The 18,180-nt window shown below is 54.1% G+C and carries 17 protein-coding genes and 1 other RNA gene; 10 read left to right on the top strand and 8 right to left on the bottom strand.

The features are described 5' to 3' along the window. The first annotated feature begins 31 nt into the window (after nt 1–31). Nucleotides 32–1,618: an ATP-binding protein gene (locus D5085_13685; protein ID QEP44078.1), complete on the top strand. Its 1,587-nt coding sequence runs from the start codon at nt 32–34 to the stop codon at nt 1,616–1,618. A gap of 157 nt (nt 1,619–1,775) precedes the next feature. Next, nucleotides 1,776–2,831, top strand: a complete 1,056-nt coding sequence (locus D5085_13690; GenBank protein ID QEP45169.1) for an ADP-ribosylglycohydrolase family protein — start codon at nt 1,776–1,778, stop codon at nt 2,829–2,831. Between the two features lie 202 nt (nt 2,832–3,033). Here the strand turns inward: D5085_13690 and D5085_13695 are convergent, their stop codons facing one another. From D5085_13695 to D5085_13720, 6 genes are all read right to left on the bottom strand, one after another. Then, the gene (locus D5085_13695; protein ID QEP44079.1) at nt 3,034–5,196 is read right to left on the bottom strand and encodes an adenylate/guanylate cyclase domain-containing protein; all 2,163 of its coding nucleotides are present in this window, start codon (nt 5,194–5,196) and stop codon (nt 3,034–3,036) included. A gap of 16 nt (nt 5,197–5,212) precedes the next feature. Then, entirely contained in the window at nt 5,213–7,015 is a 1,803-nt protein-coding gene (locus D5085_13700) for a DNA primase (protein QEP44080.1), read from the bottom strand. Continuing rightward, nucleotides 7,016–7,651: a 5-formyltetrahydrofolate cyclo-ligase gene (locus tag D5085_13705; protein ID QEP44081.1), complete on the bottom strand. Its 636-nt coding sequence runs from the start codon at nt 7,649–7,651 to the stop codon at nt 7,016–7,018. Between the two features lie 20 nt (nt 7,652–7,671). Beyond that, nucleotides 7,672–7,850: non-coding RNA, 6S RNA (gene ssrS / locus D5085_13710), on the bottom strand. A 26-nt stretch (nt 7,851–7,876) separates the two neighbouring features. Continuing rightward, nucleotides 7,877–8,173, bottom strand: coding sequence for a cell division protein ZapA (locus D5085_13715; protein QEP44082.1), 297 nt, complete (start codon nt 8,171–8,173; stop codon nt 7,877–7,879). Then, nucleotides 8,170–8,379: a TIGR02449 family protein gene (locus tag D5085_13720; GenBank protein QEP44083.1), complete on the bottom strand. Its 210-nt coding sequence runs from the start codon at nt 8,377–8,379 to the stop codon at nt 8,170–8,172. Before D5085_13720 ends, D5085_13715 begins: the two co-directional genes overlap by 4 nt. 286 nt (nt 8,380–8,665) lie before the next feature. Between D5085_13720 and D5085_13725 the strand changes: the two genes are divergently transcribed. After that, complete coding sequence (locus tag D5085_13725) at nt 8,666–9,418, top strand: transcriptional regulator FNR (protein QEP44084.1); 753 nt, start codon at nt 8,666–8,668, stop codon at nt 9,416–9,418. An 8-nt stretch (nt 9,419–9,426) separates the two neighbouring features. Here the strand turns inward: D5085_13725 and hemJ are convergent, their stop codons facing one another. After that, nucleotides 9,427–9,852: a protoporphyrinogen oxidase HemJ gene (gene hemJ, locus D5085_13730; protein QEP44085.1), complete on the bottom strand. Its 426-nt coding sequence runs from the start codon at nt 9,850–9,852 to the stop codon at nt 9,427–9,429. 186 nt (nt 9,853–10,038) lie between these two features. On the opposite strand from hemJ, the gene D5085_13735 reads away from it, so the two are divergent. From D5085_13735 to erpA, 4 genes are all read left to right on the top strand, one after another. Next, nucleotides 10,039–11,070, top strand: a complete 1,032-nt coding sequence (locus D5085_13735) for an N-acetyl-gamma-glutamyl-phosphate reductase (GenBank protein ID QEP44086.1) — start codon at nt 10,039–10,041, stop codon at nt 11,068–11,070. A 5-nt stretch (nt 11,071–11,075) separates the two neighbouring features. Next, nucleotides 11,076–11,711: a hypothetical protein gene (locus tag D5085_13740; GenBank protein ID QEP44087.1), complete on the top strand. Its 636-nt coding sequence runs from the start codon at nt 11,076–11,078 to the stop codon at nt 11,709–11,711. Beyond that, a complete protein-coding gene (locus D5085_13745; GenBank protein QEP44088.1) occupies nt 11,638–12,135 on the top strand; it encodes a polymer-forming cytoskeletal protein in 498 nt (165 codons plus the stop codon). The genes D5085_13740 and D5085_13745 overlap by 74 nt, the downstream gene beginning before the upstream one ends. Nucleotides 12,136–12,198: 63 nt before the next feature. Continuing rightward, on the top strand, nt 12,199–12,540 hold the full coding sequence (gene erpA, locus D5085_13750; GenBank protein QEP44089.1) for an iron-sulfur cluster insertion protein ErpA: 342 nt from the start codon (nt 12,199–12,201) through the stop codon (nt 12,538–12,540). A gap of 100 nt (nt 12,541–12,640) precedes the next feature. On the opposite strand, the gene queG is transcribed toward erpA, so the two are convergent. Further along, entirely contained in the window at nt 12,641–13,690 is a 1,050-nt protein-coding gene (queG, locus tag D5085_13755) for a tRNA epoxyqueuosine(34) reductase QueG (GenBank protein QEP44090.1), read from the bottom strand. Between the two features lie 134 nt (nt 13,691–13,824). Here queG and D5085_13760 point away from each other — a divergent pair, with 134 nt between their 5' ends. The 3 genes from D5085_13760 to D5085_13770 all read left to right on the top strand — a co-directional run bounded on the left by D5085_13760 (nt 13,825) and on the right by D5085_13770 (nt 18,176). Beyond that, nucleotides 13,825–14,820, top strand: coding sequence for a sugar ABC transporter substrate-binding protein (locus tag D5085_13760; GenBank protein ID QEP44091.1), 996 nt, complete (start codon nt 13,825–13,827; stop codon nt 14,818–14,820). A 12-nt stretch (nt 14,821–14,832) separates the two neighbouring features. Then, nucleotides 14,833–17,547: a response regulator gene (locus D5085_13765; protein ID QEP44092.1), complete on the top strand. Its 2,715-nt coding sequence runs from the start codon at nt 14,833–14,835 to the stop codon at nt 17,545–17,547. A 119-nt stretch (nt 17,548–17,666) separates the two neighbouring features. Further along, a complete protein-coding gene (locus D5085_13770) occupies nt 17,667–18,176 on the top strand; it encodes an SCO family protein (GenBank protein QEP44093.1) in 510 nt (169 codons plus the stop codon). Nucleotides 18,177–18,180: the final 4 nt, after the last annotated feature.

Here is an 18,180-nt window from a genome sequence, read left to right on the forward strand (position 1 = left end):
CATACGAGAGAGGTTAATTAAAAGCAGGCTGATGGAGAAATTCTTTAACACCGAAGGGCCGATGAAGGCCGATATGCACTATCTTATTCCCTCATTTCAACGATTTGACTGGGAGGAGGTTCGGGTCTTGATTGAGCGGCAGAAATATTTTCTGCTCCACGCACCGCGCCAAACCGGTAAGACTACGGCACTGATGGAGATGGTGACAGCCCTCAATCAAGAGGGACGCTATCTGGCGCTCTATGTCAATATCGAAGCGGTGCAGACGGCACGCAATGATGCCGACAAGGGCAATCGAATTATTTGTGATATTTTACTGCAAAGTGGCGAACTCTTTTTTAGCGAACCGCTACCATGGAGTGAAGCCCGAGATAAACTGCGTCCGACAGAGCCGCAACAGCGACTAAATCAGCTACTTAGTTGGTGGGCAAAGCACAGCTCCAAACCCATTGTCCTGTTACTGGACGAAGTTGATGCACTCATCGGCGATACCCTAGTGTCACTGCTACGACAGCTACGCACCGGCTATATGCAACGCCCCGAAGCGTTTCCTCATAGTATTATTCTTTGTGGTGTGCGCGATTTAAAAGACTACCGCATCCACCAAAGCAATGGCGATATTATTACCGGCGGTAGTGCCTTTAATGTGAAGGCTGAATCGCTGACTTTGGGCAACTTTACTCCACAGGAGGTGCGGGCGCTCTATCAGCAACATACCGATGTTACCGGGCAGCGCTTTGATGAGGCCATTTTTGAACCGCTATGGCAAGACACCTATGGCCAGCCGTGGCTAGTCAATGCTATCGGTAACGAATTAACCTGGAAAGATCGTGCACTGCGCGATCGCAGCGTAGTGATTAACCTGCATCACTATCAGGCAGCGCGGGAGCGACTGATACAGTCGCGGGCGGTACACTTAGATCAATTGGCCGATAAACTACAGGAGGAGCGGGTTCGCGGGGTGATTGCGCCGATTCTAGCAGGAGAAGGTATGCCCGACCATTTACCGCAGGACGATCTGCTCTACTGTCACGATTTGGGTTTAATACGGATTAAACCAACGCTACAGATTAGCAATCGCATCTATCAGGAAGTGATCCCGCGAGAGTTGACCTTTACCACCCAGGCGACGATAAGTAACCAGCAGCAGAGCTGGTATCTGACCGAAACAAACCGGCTCGACATGGTTAAACTGCTACAGGCGTTTCAACAGTTTTTTCGGCAGAACTCCGAAATCTGGCTACAGCGTTTTGCCTACAAAGAGGCGGGGCCACAGCTACTGATGCAGGCGTTTTTACAGCGCATTATTAATGGCGGCGGACGGATTAACCGCGAATATGCGCTCGGACGGCGTCGTACCGACCTGCTCATTGAGTGGCCGGTGAGTGAACATAACGGCCAGTGGCAGGAGGTACAGATTGTGGTGATAGAGCTAAAGATTTTGCACGGATCACTGGAGAAGATAGTGGAGGAGGGGATAGCACAGACCCTCGACTACAGTGATAAGTGTGGCGCGGAGGAGAGCCATTTGGTGATTTTTGACCGCGATGCGACCACCTCGTGGGAGGAGAAGATTTGGCACTGGCCGTGCCGTTTGGTGAGTGTGTGGGGCTGTTAGCGGTAGATGGAGCTGAGTCAGTAGCGGAGGTGAACGATGCGGTTTACTCGCCTAGTTGCTCCGGCAGTCATGTTTGTCGATGATAGGGGTGGGTGATGAATCGGTGGTGGCTAGTTTCGGCGCGGGCTTTGATCAACACTGTGGAGAGCACCCAACAATGAATATTCGACAACGCAGTCGTGGTTTACTGCTCGGCCTCGCGGTCGGCGATGCCTTGGGACTGCCAGCGGAAGGTTTGACGGCGCGGCGGATTCGCAAGCACTGCGGCGGGCCGTGGCGGCACCGTTTCCTGTTCGGTCACGGTATGGGTAGCGACGATACCGAACACGCCAGTTTCGTCGCCCAGTCCTTGCTGGTCTGCGGCGCTGACGCACACGCTTTTGCCCATCGGCTGGGTTGGTGTCTGCGTGGCTGGTTCATCGGCTTGCCGGCCGGCATCGGCTTGGCGACGCTACGCGCCTGCCTCAAGCTGTGGCTGGGTTTTCCGCCTGCGCGCAGTGGCGTGTTTTCCGCCGGTAATGGCCCGGCGATGCGCGTCGCGCCCATTGGCCTGCGCTTCGCCCATGAACCCGACCAACTCGACGCCTGCGTTGCCGCGTCTACTCGTCTCACCCACACCGACCCCAAAGCCATGACCGGTGCGCTGGCGATTGCCCGCCTTAGCGCTTGGATTGTACGGGAGGATTTGCAAGCGCGTCCGGCGGCGACGGATTTTCTTGCGCTATTGCATGGCTGCGGTGACGACGCCGACTGGCAACGCTGCGTCAGCGCGATTGATGAGGGGCTGCAAAACCATCTCAGCGTCGCCGAATTCGCTGCCAGTCTCGGTTTGCACACCGGCGTCAGCGGCTACATGTATCACACCGTGCCGGTTGCCGTGTATGCTTGGTATCTGCACTATGGCGATTTTGCGCTGAGCTTGGAAAGCGTGCTCAATTGCGGCGGCGATACCGACACCGTCGGCGCGATTGTCGGCGCGCTAGCAGGCGCGGTAACGGGCGAGGCCGGTATTCCCGCGCCGTGGCGCGACGGTTTATGGGACTGGCCGCGTGGCGTAGCGTTTTTAACCCAACTCGCCGACGCCCTAGCTGATGTGGCGACAACGCGGCAGACACGGCCTGCGGTGCGCTATGTCTGGCCGGCGCTGCTAGTTCGCAACGCCGTGTTTATGGTGATTGTGCTGGCGCATGGGTTTTATCGGCTTATTCCATAAATATATCAATATATTCTGTTATTCTTCTTGATAAGCCAGCCTGATTCGATAATGATTCTGCTATGTCACATCAGCGTAATGAAGCTCGGGTGGGTCTGATTTAGTATCGCTGCCTGATCCTCTTTATGGCGAGACCTTCTGGAGATAGCGCTCTAGCGCCTTAGGATCGTAACCGGATCAAGACTCCTGTGTGGGACGGGAACTATTTGCTGGTTAAATTATATACCCCATCCCACCCCTCTTCAGGGGGATTTTGCAAGAAAGTGTGACAGCGCTCCTGCATCAGTTGACTATAGGCGGGCAGAGGGAGCTGCTGGTAGGCCTCAATCGCCGCCTGCCACTGCTGTTCTAGGTAGAGTTTAAAGCAGAGGTGGGAGTGGGTTGCGATCGCCGTGGCTCGATTTAGGGTCTCGCTATCGCTGTCGGGAGGACAGAGTGGGGCGAAGATCATAATCGGGTGCGCTTTCCCCTTAACTCTTACCATATCGATAACGGCGCAGGGGATAAAGCAGCTCAGTGCAAGATAGGTGGTCTCAGAGATAATAATGCGGCAGTGATAGGGCTTGGTTAGCCCCTCTAGGCGGGAGGCGAGATTAACGCTATCGCCAATAATGGTGTAGTCGAGCTTATGTTCCGAGCCGATATTACCCAAAATCGCTTCACCAGTATGGATCCCCATGCCGACATCGATAGTCGGCAGCCCCTTATCAAGCAGCGTCTGGTTCACCTGAATGAGCGCCTGCTCCATCTTTAGCGCCGCGCTAACGCACTCGGTAGCGTGGTGCTCAATCTGTAGCGGTGCCCCCCAGAAGGCCATGATCGCATCGCCAATATACTTATCGAGCGTCCCTTTGTGGCTGTAGGCGATCTCGGCCATCACCCCAAAGTAGGTATTGAGGAGCTCGACCACCCGCTGCGCCGGTAGAGACTCTGAGATAGAGGTAAAGGAGCGAATATCGGAGAAGAAAATAGTTAACTGCTCGCGGTTACTGAGCGTTATCTCCTGCCGTAGCTGCTCATCATCTAGAATCTGATTGAGTGCCGCCGGCGAGAGGTAGCGGCCAAAGGTGGCGCGAACTCGCTGCCGTTCACGAATTTCGCTAAACGACAGATAAGCAAAACTGCTAAAAAAGGTGAGTAAAATAGCAATAATCGGCGTGGTAATATTGACCACCCAGTGGTAAGCAAACAGCAGTAACCCCAGCGCTCCCCAAAGGCTAATTAGCATCAGTGGCAGCAGGGTGCGCCCGGCCATGCGCTGCTGTAACAGTACCGCAGCTAGGGTCACAATAATGAACAGTAGGCTGATAAGGTAGGTCGCACCCACCGGTAGATGGTGCAGAAGGCTATCTTGTAACAGATTGCTCAATAGCGAGACATGCAGCATCACCCCCGGTGTTTTGGGGGAGAGGGGGGTCGCCTTTAGATCTTGCAGTCCGATAGCGCTCGCGCCGATAAAGACATATTTGCCGGCGAACTGATCGGGCATCACTTTGATCTGATCTAGTTTGCCTTGATAGAGCTGCTGAATCGATGCAAATACCCCGCCGGCCGAGTAGGCGGTGACCTTTTTTAGCTGCTTTATCATCACCCGACCGTCGCGATCGAGTGGTAGTGGGGGGAGTGATGAGTTGAGGCCAATGCGCTGCGACTGCTTGATCACCACCGTATTGGTGGGGATGAGCGGGGCAAGGCCGAGAGAGGCGAAAAGGTTGCCCTGATAGAGGTGGAAGGGGCGAATGCGACGATAGATGCCGTCAGCGTCGGGTTCGACCTCCACAATACCTAGCCCCTTAGCTGCCTGATAGAGTTCGGGATAGGGGTAGAGGGCGCTATTATTGCCGCGATCACTAAATCCTTGGTAGGCGAAGGCGTGCTGTGCCACCAGATCTTGTGGGAGTGGGTGGTGCAGCGTGTGTTGATCCTGACCCTCTAGCTCCTCACGAATAAATTGTAGTGCGTGATAGGTGATGCCGCTACTGGCGGTTGCCGCCGCTAGGCGGGCGTCATCGCTAGAGAGCGATTCGTTTATGATCTGCTGATTTTCGGTAAAGAGGATATCGAAGATGATCGCCTTAGCTCCCCCCATGACGAGATAGTCGATAAGATCCCCATAGAGCGCTCTTGGCCAGGGGAAGCGGCCAACTAGCGGGTTCATCGTCTGTAGTGAGGCTTCATCAATCATAATTACCACGATATCGGGGTGGGCTTCGCTCTGCTGCTGATGGTAGAGGGTGCGCAGATCAAATGTTATATACTCCAGCCGATTGAGAGCGCCGGAGATATCGAGCAGCAGCGTAAGGCCAAATAGGGCAGTGATAATCGTTGTGGTGGCTAGGGGGCGCTGTTTGAAAAGTTGCCGCATCGTCTTATTGGTCGTGTTATCGAATGAGTTGGGTTAATTGGCGGTAGCGCTCTCGATCACTGTCGCTTAGGGAGCCTTGGCGCTGAAACAGCTCTAGTAGCTGATTATGCTCCTGTTTGAGCCGTTGGCGATCGAGTTTTGTTACCACTTCGTTAAACTCTAGCTCACGCGCTGCGCCACTCTCTATCAGTAGCGGGGGTTGGGCCAGTAGCTGTTGTAGATGGGGGGCCTCAGAGCGATCACGCCAGTGTTCGAGCAGCGATGCCGCTGAGGCGTCGGGGTGGTGGTGGATAAAGTCGATAATCTCTGCTAATAACGGCGCACCGATGAGATCAAGTTGATCAAGGTTATGATTTTCGCCGATAGTGTGGGCAAGCTGCGGCTGGTGGAGTAGTAGCCAGATAGCCCGTTTAACCAGACTCATCGGCTGGTGGGCCTCTGCTTGGTGCGGCGCGCGCCCGGCGCTGGTGTGGGGGTAGGGGCGGCTCGGGCGGTGGGTAGCCTGTGGCAGCGGCAGATCGGGGCGTTCGAGCAGGATCGCCATCTTAGCTGCATCGGCTTGAATTTTACTACCGCAGCGCTCTAGGAGTAGTTGGCTAAAGGGGGAGCGTTGCAGCTCGGCAAAGAGCGGCTTTAGGCGGGCGATATAGCGACTTCTCCCCTCAATTTGGCGTAGATCACACTTATCGCTCACCTGCTGTAGCAGAAACTCCGCTAGCGGTGTGGCCTGTTGTAGCTGCTGCTGTAGCGCCTCGACACCGTGCTGGCGCACAAAGCTATCGGGGTCTTCTCCTGCGGCTAGAAACAGAAATTGGATTTGGCGCTCTCCTTGTAGCTGTTTTAGACCGTACTCCAGCCCGCGCCAAGCGGCTTTGCGTCCCGCCTCATCGCCATCAAAGCAGAAGATAATATGCTCGCTCACTCGAAATAGCTGCTGTAGGTGGTGGTCAGTGACGGCGGTACCGAGGGTGGCCACCGCGTTATGGATCCCAAATTGCGCTAGTGCTACCACATCCATATAGCCCTCTACCACCATCACGCTCTCTAATTGGCGCTGCTGCTGTCGCGCCTCATAGAGGCCATAGAGCTCGCGTCCCTTACTAAAAATCGCCGTTTCGGGGGAGTTGAGATATTTTGGCTTGCTATCGTCTAGTACACGGCCCCCAAAGGCGATCACCCGACCGCGACGGTCGCGGATCGGGAAGATAATTCGCTCCCGAAAGCGGTCGTACCAGCTATTGCGATCAGTGTTATGAATAGTTAGCCCTAACTGTTCGAGATCGTGATGGGGATAGGAGAGTGCTTTGAGCAGATTATCCCATCCAGGCGGCGCGTAGCCGATAGCGTAGCGGCGACATATCTCCCCCGATAGACCGCGCTGTTGTAGATAGCTGACCGCTGTGGCCGCCTGAGTGTGGTGCCGTAGCTGCTGCTGAAAGTATTGGCTAGCCTGCGCCATTATTTGGTAGGGATCGATCGAGGTGGTCACCCCAGAGCTCGGGGTGGTCGAGAGCTTCTCCGGTTGTGGTAGGGTCATCCCCGCCATGGGCGCGAGCGTCTGTAGCGCCTCGATAAAGCTCATACCATCATACTCCATCAGAAAAGTGATGGCGCTACCGGAGGCTTTGCAGCCGAAGCAGTGGTAGAACTGTTTTTCGGGGTTGACGCTAAATGAGGGGCTCTTTTCGTTATGAAATGGGCAGCACGCACTATAGTTTCTACCGGCCCGTTTGAGTGGCACCCGAGCATCAATCACCTCAACGATATCGACCCGTTGAATCAGATCATCGATAAAGCTCTGTGGAATGCGCCCCGACACTTAGCCGCCCCTAGGAGGAGGGGTTGGAGGCGAGCTGTGATAGCAGTGGCTATCGGTAATAATGGTGTCGGCGGGAATATCCCACTCCCGTCTTGGTAGCTGGGCTACTTTTTGAAACTCAAAGGCGACGCCGATAAGTTTTGGACGCCCTAACGCCGACTGACGCGCACGATAGCTAAAGGTGCGATCATAGTACCCTTTCCCCATACCTAAACGGGTACCCTTGGGGTGGAAGCCGACTAGCGGCATGAGCACTAGATCGAGCCGTAGCTGCTCGCGTCGGTGGGGAAGATCGATGTGACAAGGCTCTAAGATGCCAAAACGGTTCGGTTGCAGCCGCGTTTGGGGGGTAAAGCGGCTAAAGCCGAGTTGACAGCGATGGGGGAGGGGGTAGAGGTGGGGGAGGTAGAGCTCTTTTCCGTGTTGCCATAGCTGTTCGATTAACGAAGTCAGCGCCGGTTCGCCATCGTTGGCAAGGTAGAGGGCAATTCGCTGACTGTAACGCAACGGAGGGTAGTGCCATAACCGGCGGCAGAGAGCCTGTTCGAGCTTGGCCCGTTGCGGAGGGGGGAGAGTTCGTCGCAGCTGGCGTAACTGTTGACGCAGCGAGCGCTCAAAGGCGTTGTGACTATTCATGGGGGAGCTAGATTAGGGTGGATACACCCAGACTGCCGCCACTACCATTGTCCTTGAACCCTTGGTTCAAGTGGGAATCGCATCCGTCTCATTAGGTTTTCCGGCTAGCGGACATACACACAGAGCCAGCGGTTGATCCCCAAGGTATAAAATAGGCTCAAGAAAATACCCGGTAGAAGAGCGTACAGCGCAGGCGTATCCATTGCTTGAACGACGGGGAGTAGTTTAGTTTTGTTTCAGCTCCTTTTCAATCTTTTTTGACAGTTTGACGATCGCCTCGGCCACTTCAGGACTGCTGCCGCTGCTGCGCCGCTCTAACAGCAGTTCGTGGGCAATGTTAAGCGCCGCGATGACCGCGATGCGTTCGGTGCCGACGATTTTGTCAGTATCGCGAATATGACGCATCCTATCATCTAGCATCGCCGCCGACTCTAGTAGCGCTAACCGCTCCTCTGGGGTACAGGCGATAGTGTAGCTTTTATCGAGGATATAGATCTGTTCTTGGTTTATCGGGGAGCTCATGATTCGGCCTCCATCTCCTTCAGACGGTTAATTATCGTCTCAACGCGGGCGCGAGCCTGCTCGGTTTTCTCGATCAGACCGGTCCGCTCCTTCAGTAGGGCGGCCTGACTCTCCCGTAGTGACTGGTTATCACTCTTTAGTTGACGCACCCGTTTAAGCAAAGCGTCAATCTGTTGTTCTAAATGCTGCAGTTCGTTCTGTTTCATGACCGTAAGTGGCAAAGTTGGAGCAGGGCTAGCCGGGTCACAGTCGTTGACGCTGAGGCGGTGGCTAACGCAGTAGTGGCGAGACTATAAGGGATTCGATCACTTTTGGTCAATGGCCATTTAGCTGAATTGTCAGCATATTACGCCGCTTTTTTTCCAAATTGGTTTAGAAGTGGCGGTGAATTGAGCCGCGGAGCAATTGAAATGTAGCGAATTTTACCTATCTACATTAGAATATGCTTTAATTCTAAATTTTAATAGAGCGGTAGCATACCGGGAGCGTCAAATGAATTCAGAGAGTTATTCTATGGGGGGGCGATGTAGCGCCTGTTCGTTACAGCGGGTCTGTCTGCCGGCAGGCTCCCCTCATGCGGCAGTTGCCGAGTTTGAAAAGTTGGTGGAGCAGCCGACAATGATAGAGAGTGGTGCTGAGCTATTTGCCCAAAATGAGCCGCTGCGGGCGATCTTTACCATTCGCTCCGGTGCGGTTAAGGCGGTGCGAGGTGGGGCGGAGGAGCAGCAGATTGTCGGTTTTGTGTTACCGGGGGAGCTGTTAGGATTTCATGCCATCCATACTGGCCGCCACCCCTTTCGAGCGGTGGCGATTGAGCCGGTCTATCTCTGCCGTATCGACTTTGGGCGGTTAATGCAGCTACTACACCAGTATCCAACCCTAGAGCAGCAGCTATTGATGCTGATTAGCCGCCAGTTAATGCAAGAGCAAAATACGATCCGTTCGCTGAGTCTAAAGTCGGCCGATGCTCGTCTAGCGGCACTGTTAATCGGTTTTTCTGATCACTATCGAATGCGAGGGTTTTCACCGTTCGACTTCTGGCTGCCGGTCTCAAGGCAGGAGATGAGTAGCTACCTCTCGTTAGCGGTAGAGACCGTTAGCCGTATCTTTAGTCGCTTTCAGCAGCAGGGCTATTTGAGGGTAAAGGGGCGGCGCATTGAGGCGCTCAATCTGACCGCCCTATCGGCGATGGCGGGGATTCCGATGGTGCTAGAGCCATCGCGCTCTACCGGAACCTTAGGCTAAATTTTCACTTAAAACGGCTTGGCAACGGCCAAAATGACTACGGTAATCAGAATGAGCACTGGAAACTCATTAAACCAGCGATAGAAGAGGTGGGATCGCTGGTTTTGATCGTCACGAAACTGGCGCACAATCTGACCGCACCAAAAGTGGTAGCCGATAAGTAGCGTCACCAAAACCAGTTTTAGGTGGAGCCACTCCATGTGGGCATAGGCGCTCCAAGCGTAACTCTGTAGTAGCCACAATCCTAATAGGGTCGCGACCACCATGCTAGGGGTCATAATGCCACGATAGAGCTTGCGCTCCATCACCTTAAAGCGCTCGTTACTCACCTCATCTTGACTCATGGCGTGATAGACAAATAGCCTCGGCAGATAGAAGAGAGCGGCAAACCAGGTAATGACCGCAACAATATGCATCGCTTTGATATAGAGCATCATCTTCTCCTTAAACATTTAATTGGGAAACATTTCATTGGCCAAGCGCGGACAGTCTATCACACCGAACTGTTGCTGAGGTGGGGGCTCTCTATTCGCTAGAGTGCAGTTCTGCTAATATGTGGGGGCATTGATAACACAATGGGGTCAAGTTGTAACCCACAACCCACCATAAGGAGTGAACGCATGGTAAGAGCAGGTATTGTTGGCGGCACCGGATATGCCGGGGTCGAGTTGCTGCGGCTGTTAGCGCAACATCCGCAGGTAGAGCTGGAGGTTATCACCTCTCGCTCCGAAGCGGGGATGAGGGTGGATGAGCTCTTTCCTAATCTGCGTAACTCGGTCGATCTAAAATTTACTGAGCCCGATACGGCCCGTCTAGGGCAGTGCGATGTGGTCTTTTTTGCCACCCCTAATGGGATTGCGATGCAGATGGCCCGACAGCTATTGCAGCAGGGGACGCGAATTATCGATCTGGCGGCCGACTTTCGGTTGCAAGATGTGGAGCTGTGGCAGCAGTGGTATGGCATGGAGCACGCCTCTCCCGAACTGATCTCAGAGGCCGTTTATGGCCTGCCGGAACTAAATCGCAGCCAAATTGCCACAGCCGTCCTAGTGGCCAACCCCGGCTGCTACCCTACCGCAATACTGCTCGGTCTGCTGCCGCTAGTAGAGACACGGCTCATCAACCTAGAACGAATTATCGCCGATGCCAAATCGGGCGTTAGCGGTGCCGGTCGTGGAGCGAGCGTTGGCACACTGTTTAGCGAGGTCGATGGTAGCTTTAAAGCCTATGCCGCCCGAGGGCATCGCCACCTGCCGGAGATTAGACAGATGTTAGAGAGCGTTGCTGGCGAGGAGATCGGCCTAACCTTCGTTCCCCATCTAGTGCCGATGGTGCGTGGCATTCATGCGACCCTCTATGCCGAGATGCCGGATGACTCGATCGATCTACAACATATGTACGCCAAGCGCTACGCCAATGAGCCGTTTGTCGATCTGATGCCGGTCGGCTCCCACCCCGAGACCCGTTCAGTGCGCGGCTCCAACTTCTGTCGTATCGCCCTGCATCGTCCCCAAAGTGGCGATATTGTGGTCATACTGTCGGTGATCGACAATCTGACCAAAGGGGCCGCGGGTCAGGCGGTACAGAATATGAACATCATGTTTGGTTTAGATGAAAAGAGCGGCATCGACTCGCTCGCTACTCTCCCCTAGAACCGGTGAGACTACCGCTGCTAATCTCTGCGCTGCTGTGTGGCTGGCTCGGCTACTTTATGGCGCAAATGTGGGACACCCGACAGCTAGAGGGGAAGCTTAATCCGCAGCAGCAGCTTAGCGAACTGAAGCAGCAGCTACGACGGCTGGAGCGCCAAAATCGGTCACTGCAACAGCAGCAGCAGATCGATCAGGCGGCGGCTGAACAGAGCGCGGTAGAGCTGCGACAGCAGCAGCAGCAGCTAAAGGCACTGCAGCAGGAGCTCGGTTTCTACCGTACCGTGACAGGCGCGGTGAGTCGGGGGGAGGGGATCGCGCTGCATCGGGTCGAATTGGCCTCGCTAGGCGGGGGGTGGTACCGTTTTCTAGCGCTGTTTAACCGTCGTCCTAATGATGGCAAAGCGGTTAGCGGCCAGTGGCGGTTAGAGCTGCTCGATAGTGAGGGGCGGGTAGGGGAGAGACTGAGCGCCGAGTTTGAGTTCGACTATTTCGGTACCCTTGATATGCGTTTCAAACTGGCCGAGGACTTTACACCACAACAGTTGGCGCTTACAGTAGCGCCCTCCGGTGAGGCCGAGCCGGAGCAGTTTCTATTTTATTGGGCCGAACTGGTTAACGGAGAAGAGGGGCGTGTGGAGTAACAGACAGACGAAAGGGAGACGAGCGACCCGTCTCGATACGCTAATAGGGAGAGATAGCGAACTCAGAGGTGACCTCCACTTTCGAGGGGGGGTGCAGATAGATGGCAAAGTGGTGGGCAATGTACGGGCACCTAACGGCTCTGGTGCCGTCTTAAGTCTCAGCGAGCAGGGCAAAATAGAGGGGGAGGTGACTGTCCCTAATATCGTGCTCAACGGCGAAGTGGTGGGCGATGTCTATGCCGAACACCAGCTTGAGCTACTGCCTCAGGCGCGGATTCGGGGCAGCGTCTATTACGGCTACATTGAGATAGCTAAAGGGGCGGAGGTGAACGGCAATTTGATTCGACTAGAGGAGGGGGGGGCAACGGGAGAGCGTGAGCTAACTCCCCCCTCTGTCGAGCAAGAGAGTGAGGCTAAAAGTTGACTAAATAGGTCGGAATACAGATAATAGCTGTGGAGCAAGTGTTTAACCAAACTGGAGTAGCGTATGAGTGCAACTGAACAACCATTAATTTTTACTGAAAGTGCAGCCACCAAAGTGAAGGGGCTGATTGAAGAGGAGGGGAACGACAACCTCAAATTGCGGGTCTATGTCACCGGTGGTGGCTGTTCTGGGTTTCAGTACGGCTTTACCTTTGACGAAAATGTTAACGATGGCGATACTGCGGTCGAGACCAACGGCGTAACGCTATTAATCGATCCGATGAGTTTTCAATATATGGTCGGTGCCGAAATCGACTTTAAAGAGGATCTCGAAGGGGCGCAGTTTGTGATTCGTAACCCGAATGCCACCACCACCTGCGGCTGTGGCTCCTCCTTCTCCCCCTAGTATGGCCACTGTGACTGTCACTATTAGAGCTGCGCTGAACTGAGAGCTAGCTCTGTTCCGGTTCCCATCCACTCGTTAGGTGGGAGCCGATTTCGATCGCTTAGCGGTAGGTGAGTGCCCAGACAATATGCTCGGCTACCATAGGATCGGCCCCGCTTAACCGGTGCTGTAGCGCCGCTACCACCGCTTCACTTTTTGGCCCATTGCCGAGTGCAACCGCCAGATTGCGTTGCCATAGACGATAACCGAGCCGCCGCAGCACCATCCCCTCACTTTTGGCCAAAAAGGTCGCCTCATCCCACAAAAAGAGCTCTAAGAGTGTGGCCTGATCGAGTCGATGTCGTGGTAAAAAGTCGTTAACGGCGGTGAGTTTAGCAAAGCGATTCCAAGGGCAGATGAGCTGACAATCGTCGCAGCCGACAATGCGGTTACCGAGCTGTGGTCGCAGCGAGAGGGGAATCGCGCCGTGATGCTCAATAGTTAAATAGGAGAGACAGCGGCGGGCATCGAGCCGATAGGGGGCAATAATCGCCCCTGTCGGGCAGATATCGACACAGCGCTGGCAGCGACCGCAGTGGTTGCTCGCTGGCTGATCTGGTTTAAGAGGGAGATCGGTCAGCAGCGTGCCGATAAAAAACCACGATCCGCGCTCTCTGTTTACCAAATTGGTATGTTTGCCGATCCAGCCTAGGCCGGCTAGCTGAGCTAACGGCTTCTCCATGACCGGGCCACTATCGACAAATATCCGATATCCAAACGGCCGCCACGCCTGTTGCAGCGCCTCGGCGAGCTGTTTTAGACGGCGGCGCAATACTTTATGGTAGTCGCGCCCTAAACTATAGCGGGAGAGATAGGCTCCCTCTGAACGCTGTAACTGCTGCCACATCTGCGCCTGTGGTTCTGGTAGATAGTCGAGCGTCACCATGATGGCACTCACCGTTCCCGGAACTAACTGCTGCGGCTGCCACCGTTTTGCACCGTGTTTGGCCATATAGGCCATCTCGCCATGAAACTGCGCGGCGAGCCACTGCTGTAGCCGCGCCCCCGCCTCTGCTAGTGTTAGTGGGGCGATGCCGACTAGACTGAGGCCGGCTTGTTGGCACTGCTGTTGCAAAGTCGCCTCGGGTGAGTGGGGGGGAGCGCTAATCATGGTGTCGTAGTTTACCCTAACCGAGGCGCAAATACCCTTCTCATCGCTACCTTGCCCCAATTTGGGTAGTGAAAATAGCCGCAAAAGTGATACAATTTGATTTTTAGAACAAACAGATTCTCTGGAGGTCTTGGATGATAAGCAGAACTCTACCCCAAACTCTCTGGCAGGCGCTATTACTGCTGCTGATAGTGGGCTCGGGACTCGGTGGCTCGGTGGCTGCAACGGCAGCTGAGGAGAGGTCGCTGGTCTATCTGGTATCAGATAGACGCATTCCGTTTTGGGATATTCTCGCCCGTGGTATCGAAAACGAGGCTGCGGCACTAGGCTATCGGCTAGCGGTCTATAGCGCCGAAAATAGCGCGAAAAGGGAGATGGAGAATAGCGTTAAGGCGATCCGTCAGGGGGTCGATGGCATTATCGTCTCGCCGACTAACTCATCGGCCTGCGTCACGATTCTAAAATTGGCTAAGGAGGCGGGTATTCCGGTGGTGATTGCCGATATTGGCACCGATGGGGGGGAGTATGTATCGTATATCTCTTCTGATAACCGTGGCGGAGCCTATCAGCTAGGGCAGATATTAGCCGCAAAGATGCAGCGCCTCGGCTGGCAAGAGGGGCGGGTCGGCATTATTGCTATTCCGCAAAAGAGGGCCAATGGCCAGGCGCGAACGGCTGGATTTATGCAGGCGCTCGCAGAGGCTGGAATTAAGGGCGGTGGACTGCGGCAGCAAGTCACCTTCTCTTATCAAGAGACCTACGACTACACTAGGGAGCTGATTCAACAGACCCCCGATCTGCGTGCTATCTGGCTGCAAGGATCAGATCGCTATCAGGGGGCGCTAGATGCGATTGCAGCGAGTGGCAAGGAGGGGGAGATTCTGTTAATTACTTTTGATGCTGAGCCTGAATTTCTAGACCTTATCCCCACAGGGAGGCTAGTCGGTGCCGGTATGCAGCAGCCGTTTTTAATGGGAGAGAGGGCGGTACAGATACTCAACCAGTATCGACAGGGGGAGAGGATAGAGAGCGAGATCAAGCTGCCGGTGCTGGCCATCTCTACGGAGAATATTGCCGAAAAGTTACCGCTTATCAAGCGTAATGTTTTGGGTATTGTGGCGGATAATTAGTGTCGATTTCTGATGGCTAGAGAGCGCCGGTCGCCCTCGCTCTATCTGAATCTAGCGATGACTATAATAGCTACCGTGGTGGCTATTATGGTGCTCTATTCAGTCTATCACTACGCTAATACCAAACAGGCGGTTGTCGCCTCGATGAAGCGCAGCTCATCGATGAGTATTGCGCTGTTGCAAAATAATCTCGCCCCGTTAATTGAGTCGTATGCCGTTAATGAGTACCAAAACCTGATATTTAATGAGCTAGAGCACAACCTCGACTACCTAGCCGTGGTGGTGGAAGATCTCAATATGGGGCAGATTATGGGGCAGGAGAGCGCCTATGTAAGCGGTAAAATTCGCCTCAGTGAGAGCGAGATAACTAGCTATAAACCGCAGTATCACCCCCTATTAGCTAGCAGTTTCTATAGCGATAGTGGTGATATTGTCGCTGAAAGCGGGGAGATTCTAGGGCAGATTACCCTCTATATGAGTGATGAGCTGCTCAAACGACAGCTACGCCAGACGCTGTTACAACATCTGGTGGTGGCGCTTGGTTTGAGCCTAATTCTGATTTTGGCGCTCTTTATCTCGATTCGCAACTTTGTATTGCGTCCGTTATCGATAATTGTCACCTCCCTCGGTGATTGTGACGAGAGCGGCATTCCACAGCACTCAATTCCATTACAAAAGTATCGTGAAATCGCCATTTTAGCTAAGGCGATTAACGCCATGCTCCAGACGATTCGACTCTCGAAACAGCAGTTAGAGGAGAACCATCAACAGCTAAAAGATGAGCGAGACCGATTTCAACTGGCGATTGAAGGAACTCAAGATGGCCTCTGGGACTGGGATCCGAAGAGCGACAAAGTCTTCTTCAGCCGCCAATGGAAACAGATGTTAGGCTATGCCGAAGAGGAGATAGGGGACTCTATTACCGAGTGGTCGGGACGAGTCCATCCTGAGGATAAGGCGGCGACGATGCAGGCGGTGCAGGCCCACCTTAAGGGTGAGAGTATGGTTTATGAGAATCGTCATCGACTGCGCTGTCGTGACGGCTCTTGGCGGTGGATTCTAGACCGAGGTAAAGCGCTGATTGATGAGGAGGGTAAGGTGGTGCGTATGGTCGGGTTTCATACCGACATTACCCGCGATATAGAACATCAGCAGGCGGCAGAGAGCGCTAATCGAGCCAAATCGCTCTTTTTAGCCACCATGAGCCACGAAATTCGTACCCCGATGACCGGGATTCTTGGCATGGCAGAGCTGTTACTTGAGACCGAGTTGTCACCACAGCAGCGGCAGCAGGTGGTACTGATTACCGAATCGGGACGGAATCTGCTCGCTATTATTAACGATATTCTCGACTTCTCTAAAATCAGCAGTGGCAAAATGGCGTTAGAGAGCCACCCCTTTAACCTACTTGAACTGGTGCGGCAGACGCTAGAGCTGTTTCAGTTTAGTACAGCTGCAAAGGGGATAGCGCTCGATTTGGTGCACAATTTTGAGCCGCAGGGGGGCTATAAACCGTTTGTGCGGGGCGACTCGACTCGTCTTAGGCAGGTGTTGGTTAATTTGATCGGCAATGCGATTAAATTCACCGAATCGGGTTCTGTGCGCTTAGAGTTACAGGTATTGAGCTGTCTTAACGAGCGATTGCGACTTGCGTTTGCGGTCGAAGATAGCGGCATAGGGATATCGACCGAGCAGCAGCAGCGGCTATTCGAACCCTTCATGCAAGCTAACCAAGATACTGCCCGTAAGTATGGCGGTTCCGGCTTAGGGCTATCGATCAGCCGCTCGCTAGTGGAGCTAATGGGAGGAGAGATTAGCCTCAACTCAGTGGTCGGTGTCGGAACCACTTTTAGCTTTATTATTACGCTCTCTAGCTGTGATAGCCAAGAGGTCGAGAGTGAACTTCCCCGCGAGGCAAGTCAGATCGAACCGATGCAGGGGCGGCTACTAGTAGTGGACGATATTAGCACCAATTTGATAGTGGCTGAGGGGATCCTCTCCACATTAGGTCTCACTGTTGTAACGGCTGCCAATGGTGAGGAGGCGATAGCGCTCTGGAAAACGGGTCAGTTTGATCTACTGCTACTCGACTGCCTAATGCCGATAATGGATGGCTATACGACCAGTCGAAAAATTCGTGAACTAGAGCAGGCGCCAAATCATATCCCGATCCTAGCGCTCACCGCCAACGCCTCTAGTGAAGATTATCAGCGCTGTATTGAAGCCGGTATGGATGGGGTGATTACCAAACCGTTTCGCAAAAACGATCTCTACCTAGCTCTACGGCGCTATCTATCGGGTAGAGAGCCTACAGCGACAGCCGTTGTTGCAACGGTCGAACCTGACTCTACCGAGCGGCAGCCGGCACTCGATACAGAACTTGACTTGACGCGGTTACAACAGCTAGTTCATGATGTTGGCAAGATGGCGCCGAGGGTGCTGAGTATCTCCATTGAGGGGCTTGAGGGGTTATTACAGCAGCTAGCACAGACAGCGCAGACGATGGATCGCAGCTCTTTAATTCGGCAGTTTCACTCCATGAAATCGACCGCTGCGATGGTCGGCGCTGTGCGGTTGAGTGAGACGGCGCGGCAGCTTGAACTGACGCTAAAGGAGCTACCGGCAGAGGAGTCGTTCAATCTACAGCCGTCGCTACAGCAGCTACAGCAGCAGTTTCAACAGGTCGTCGGAGAGATTCGACAGTGGATAGATCAATTAACAGGATGAGGGATTAAGTGACTAGAGTAGGGATCAATCGCGTGGGAAGGGGGGCGGCAGTCGCTGTTTGTCTATGGCTAGTGGCTGTACCGCTCGCGGCGAAAGAGCTGCTCCACAATGCAACGGGGATGCTTACCGACCATTTAGGCGGCGATTTTACCCTGCAAGGGGAGGAGGGGCCGGTGACTCTAAGCGACTATCGGGGTAAGGTGGTGATCCTCTATTTTGGTTACACCTCCTGCCCCGATGTCTGCCCGATGAGCCTGTCGATTATGCGCCGCACGATGCAGCAGCTTAGTGAAGATCAAGCTACGCAGGTGCAGGGGATCTTTGTGACAGTCGATCCTGAACGCGATAAGGGCGAGGCGCTGCAGCACTATGTGCGCTTTTTCTATCCGACCTTTATCGGCCTGCGTGGTAGCGAGAGCGAGCTTAAACCGATTGCTAGGCAGTGGGGCGTCGGCTACCAGAAGCAGGCGTCGGGCTCTGCGCTAGGTTATCTGTTAGCTCACACTGACTATCTCTATCTGTTAGATCAGCAGGGGGAGCTAGCGGGGCTGTTTCACTCTCTTAGTCAGCCCGAAGAGTTAATCGGAGTGATAGAGGCGTTATTGAAGTCTCCACCCCATAGCAACTAAGGCG

The organism is Ectothiorhodospiraceae bacterium BW-2 (genome assembly GCA_008375315.1).
Lineage (GTDB): Bacteria > Pseudomonadota > Gammaproteobacteria > Thiohalomonadales > Thiohalomonadaceae > BW-2.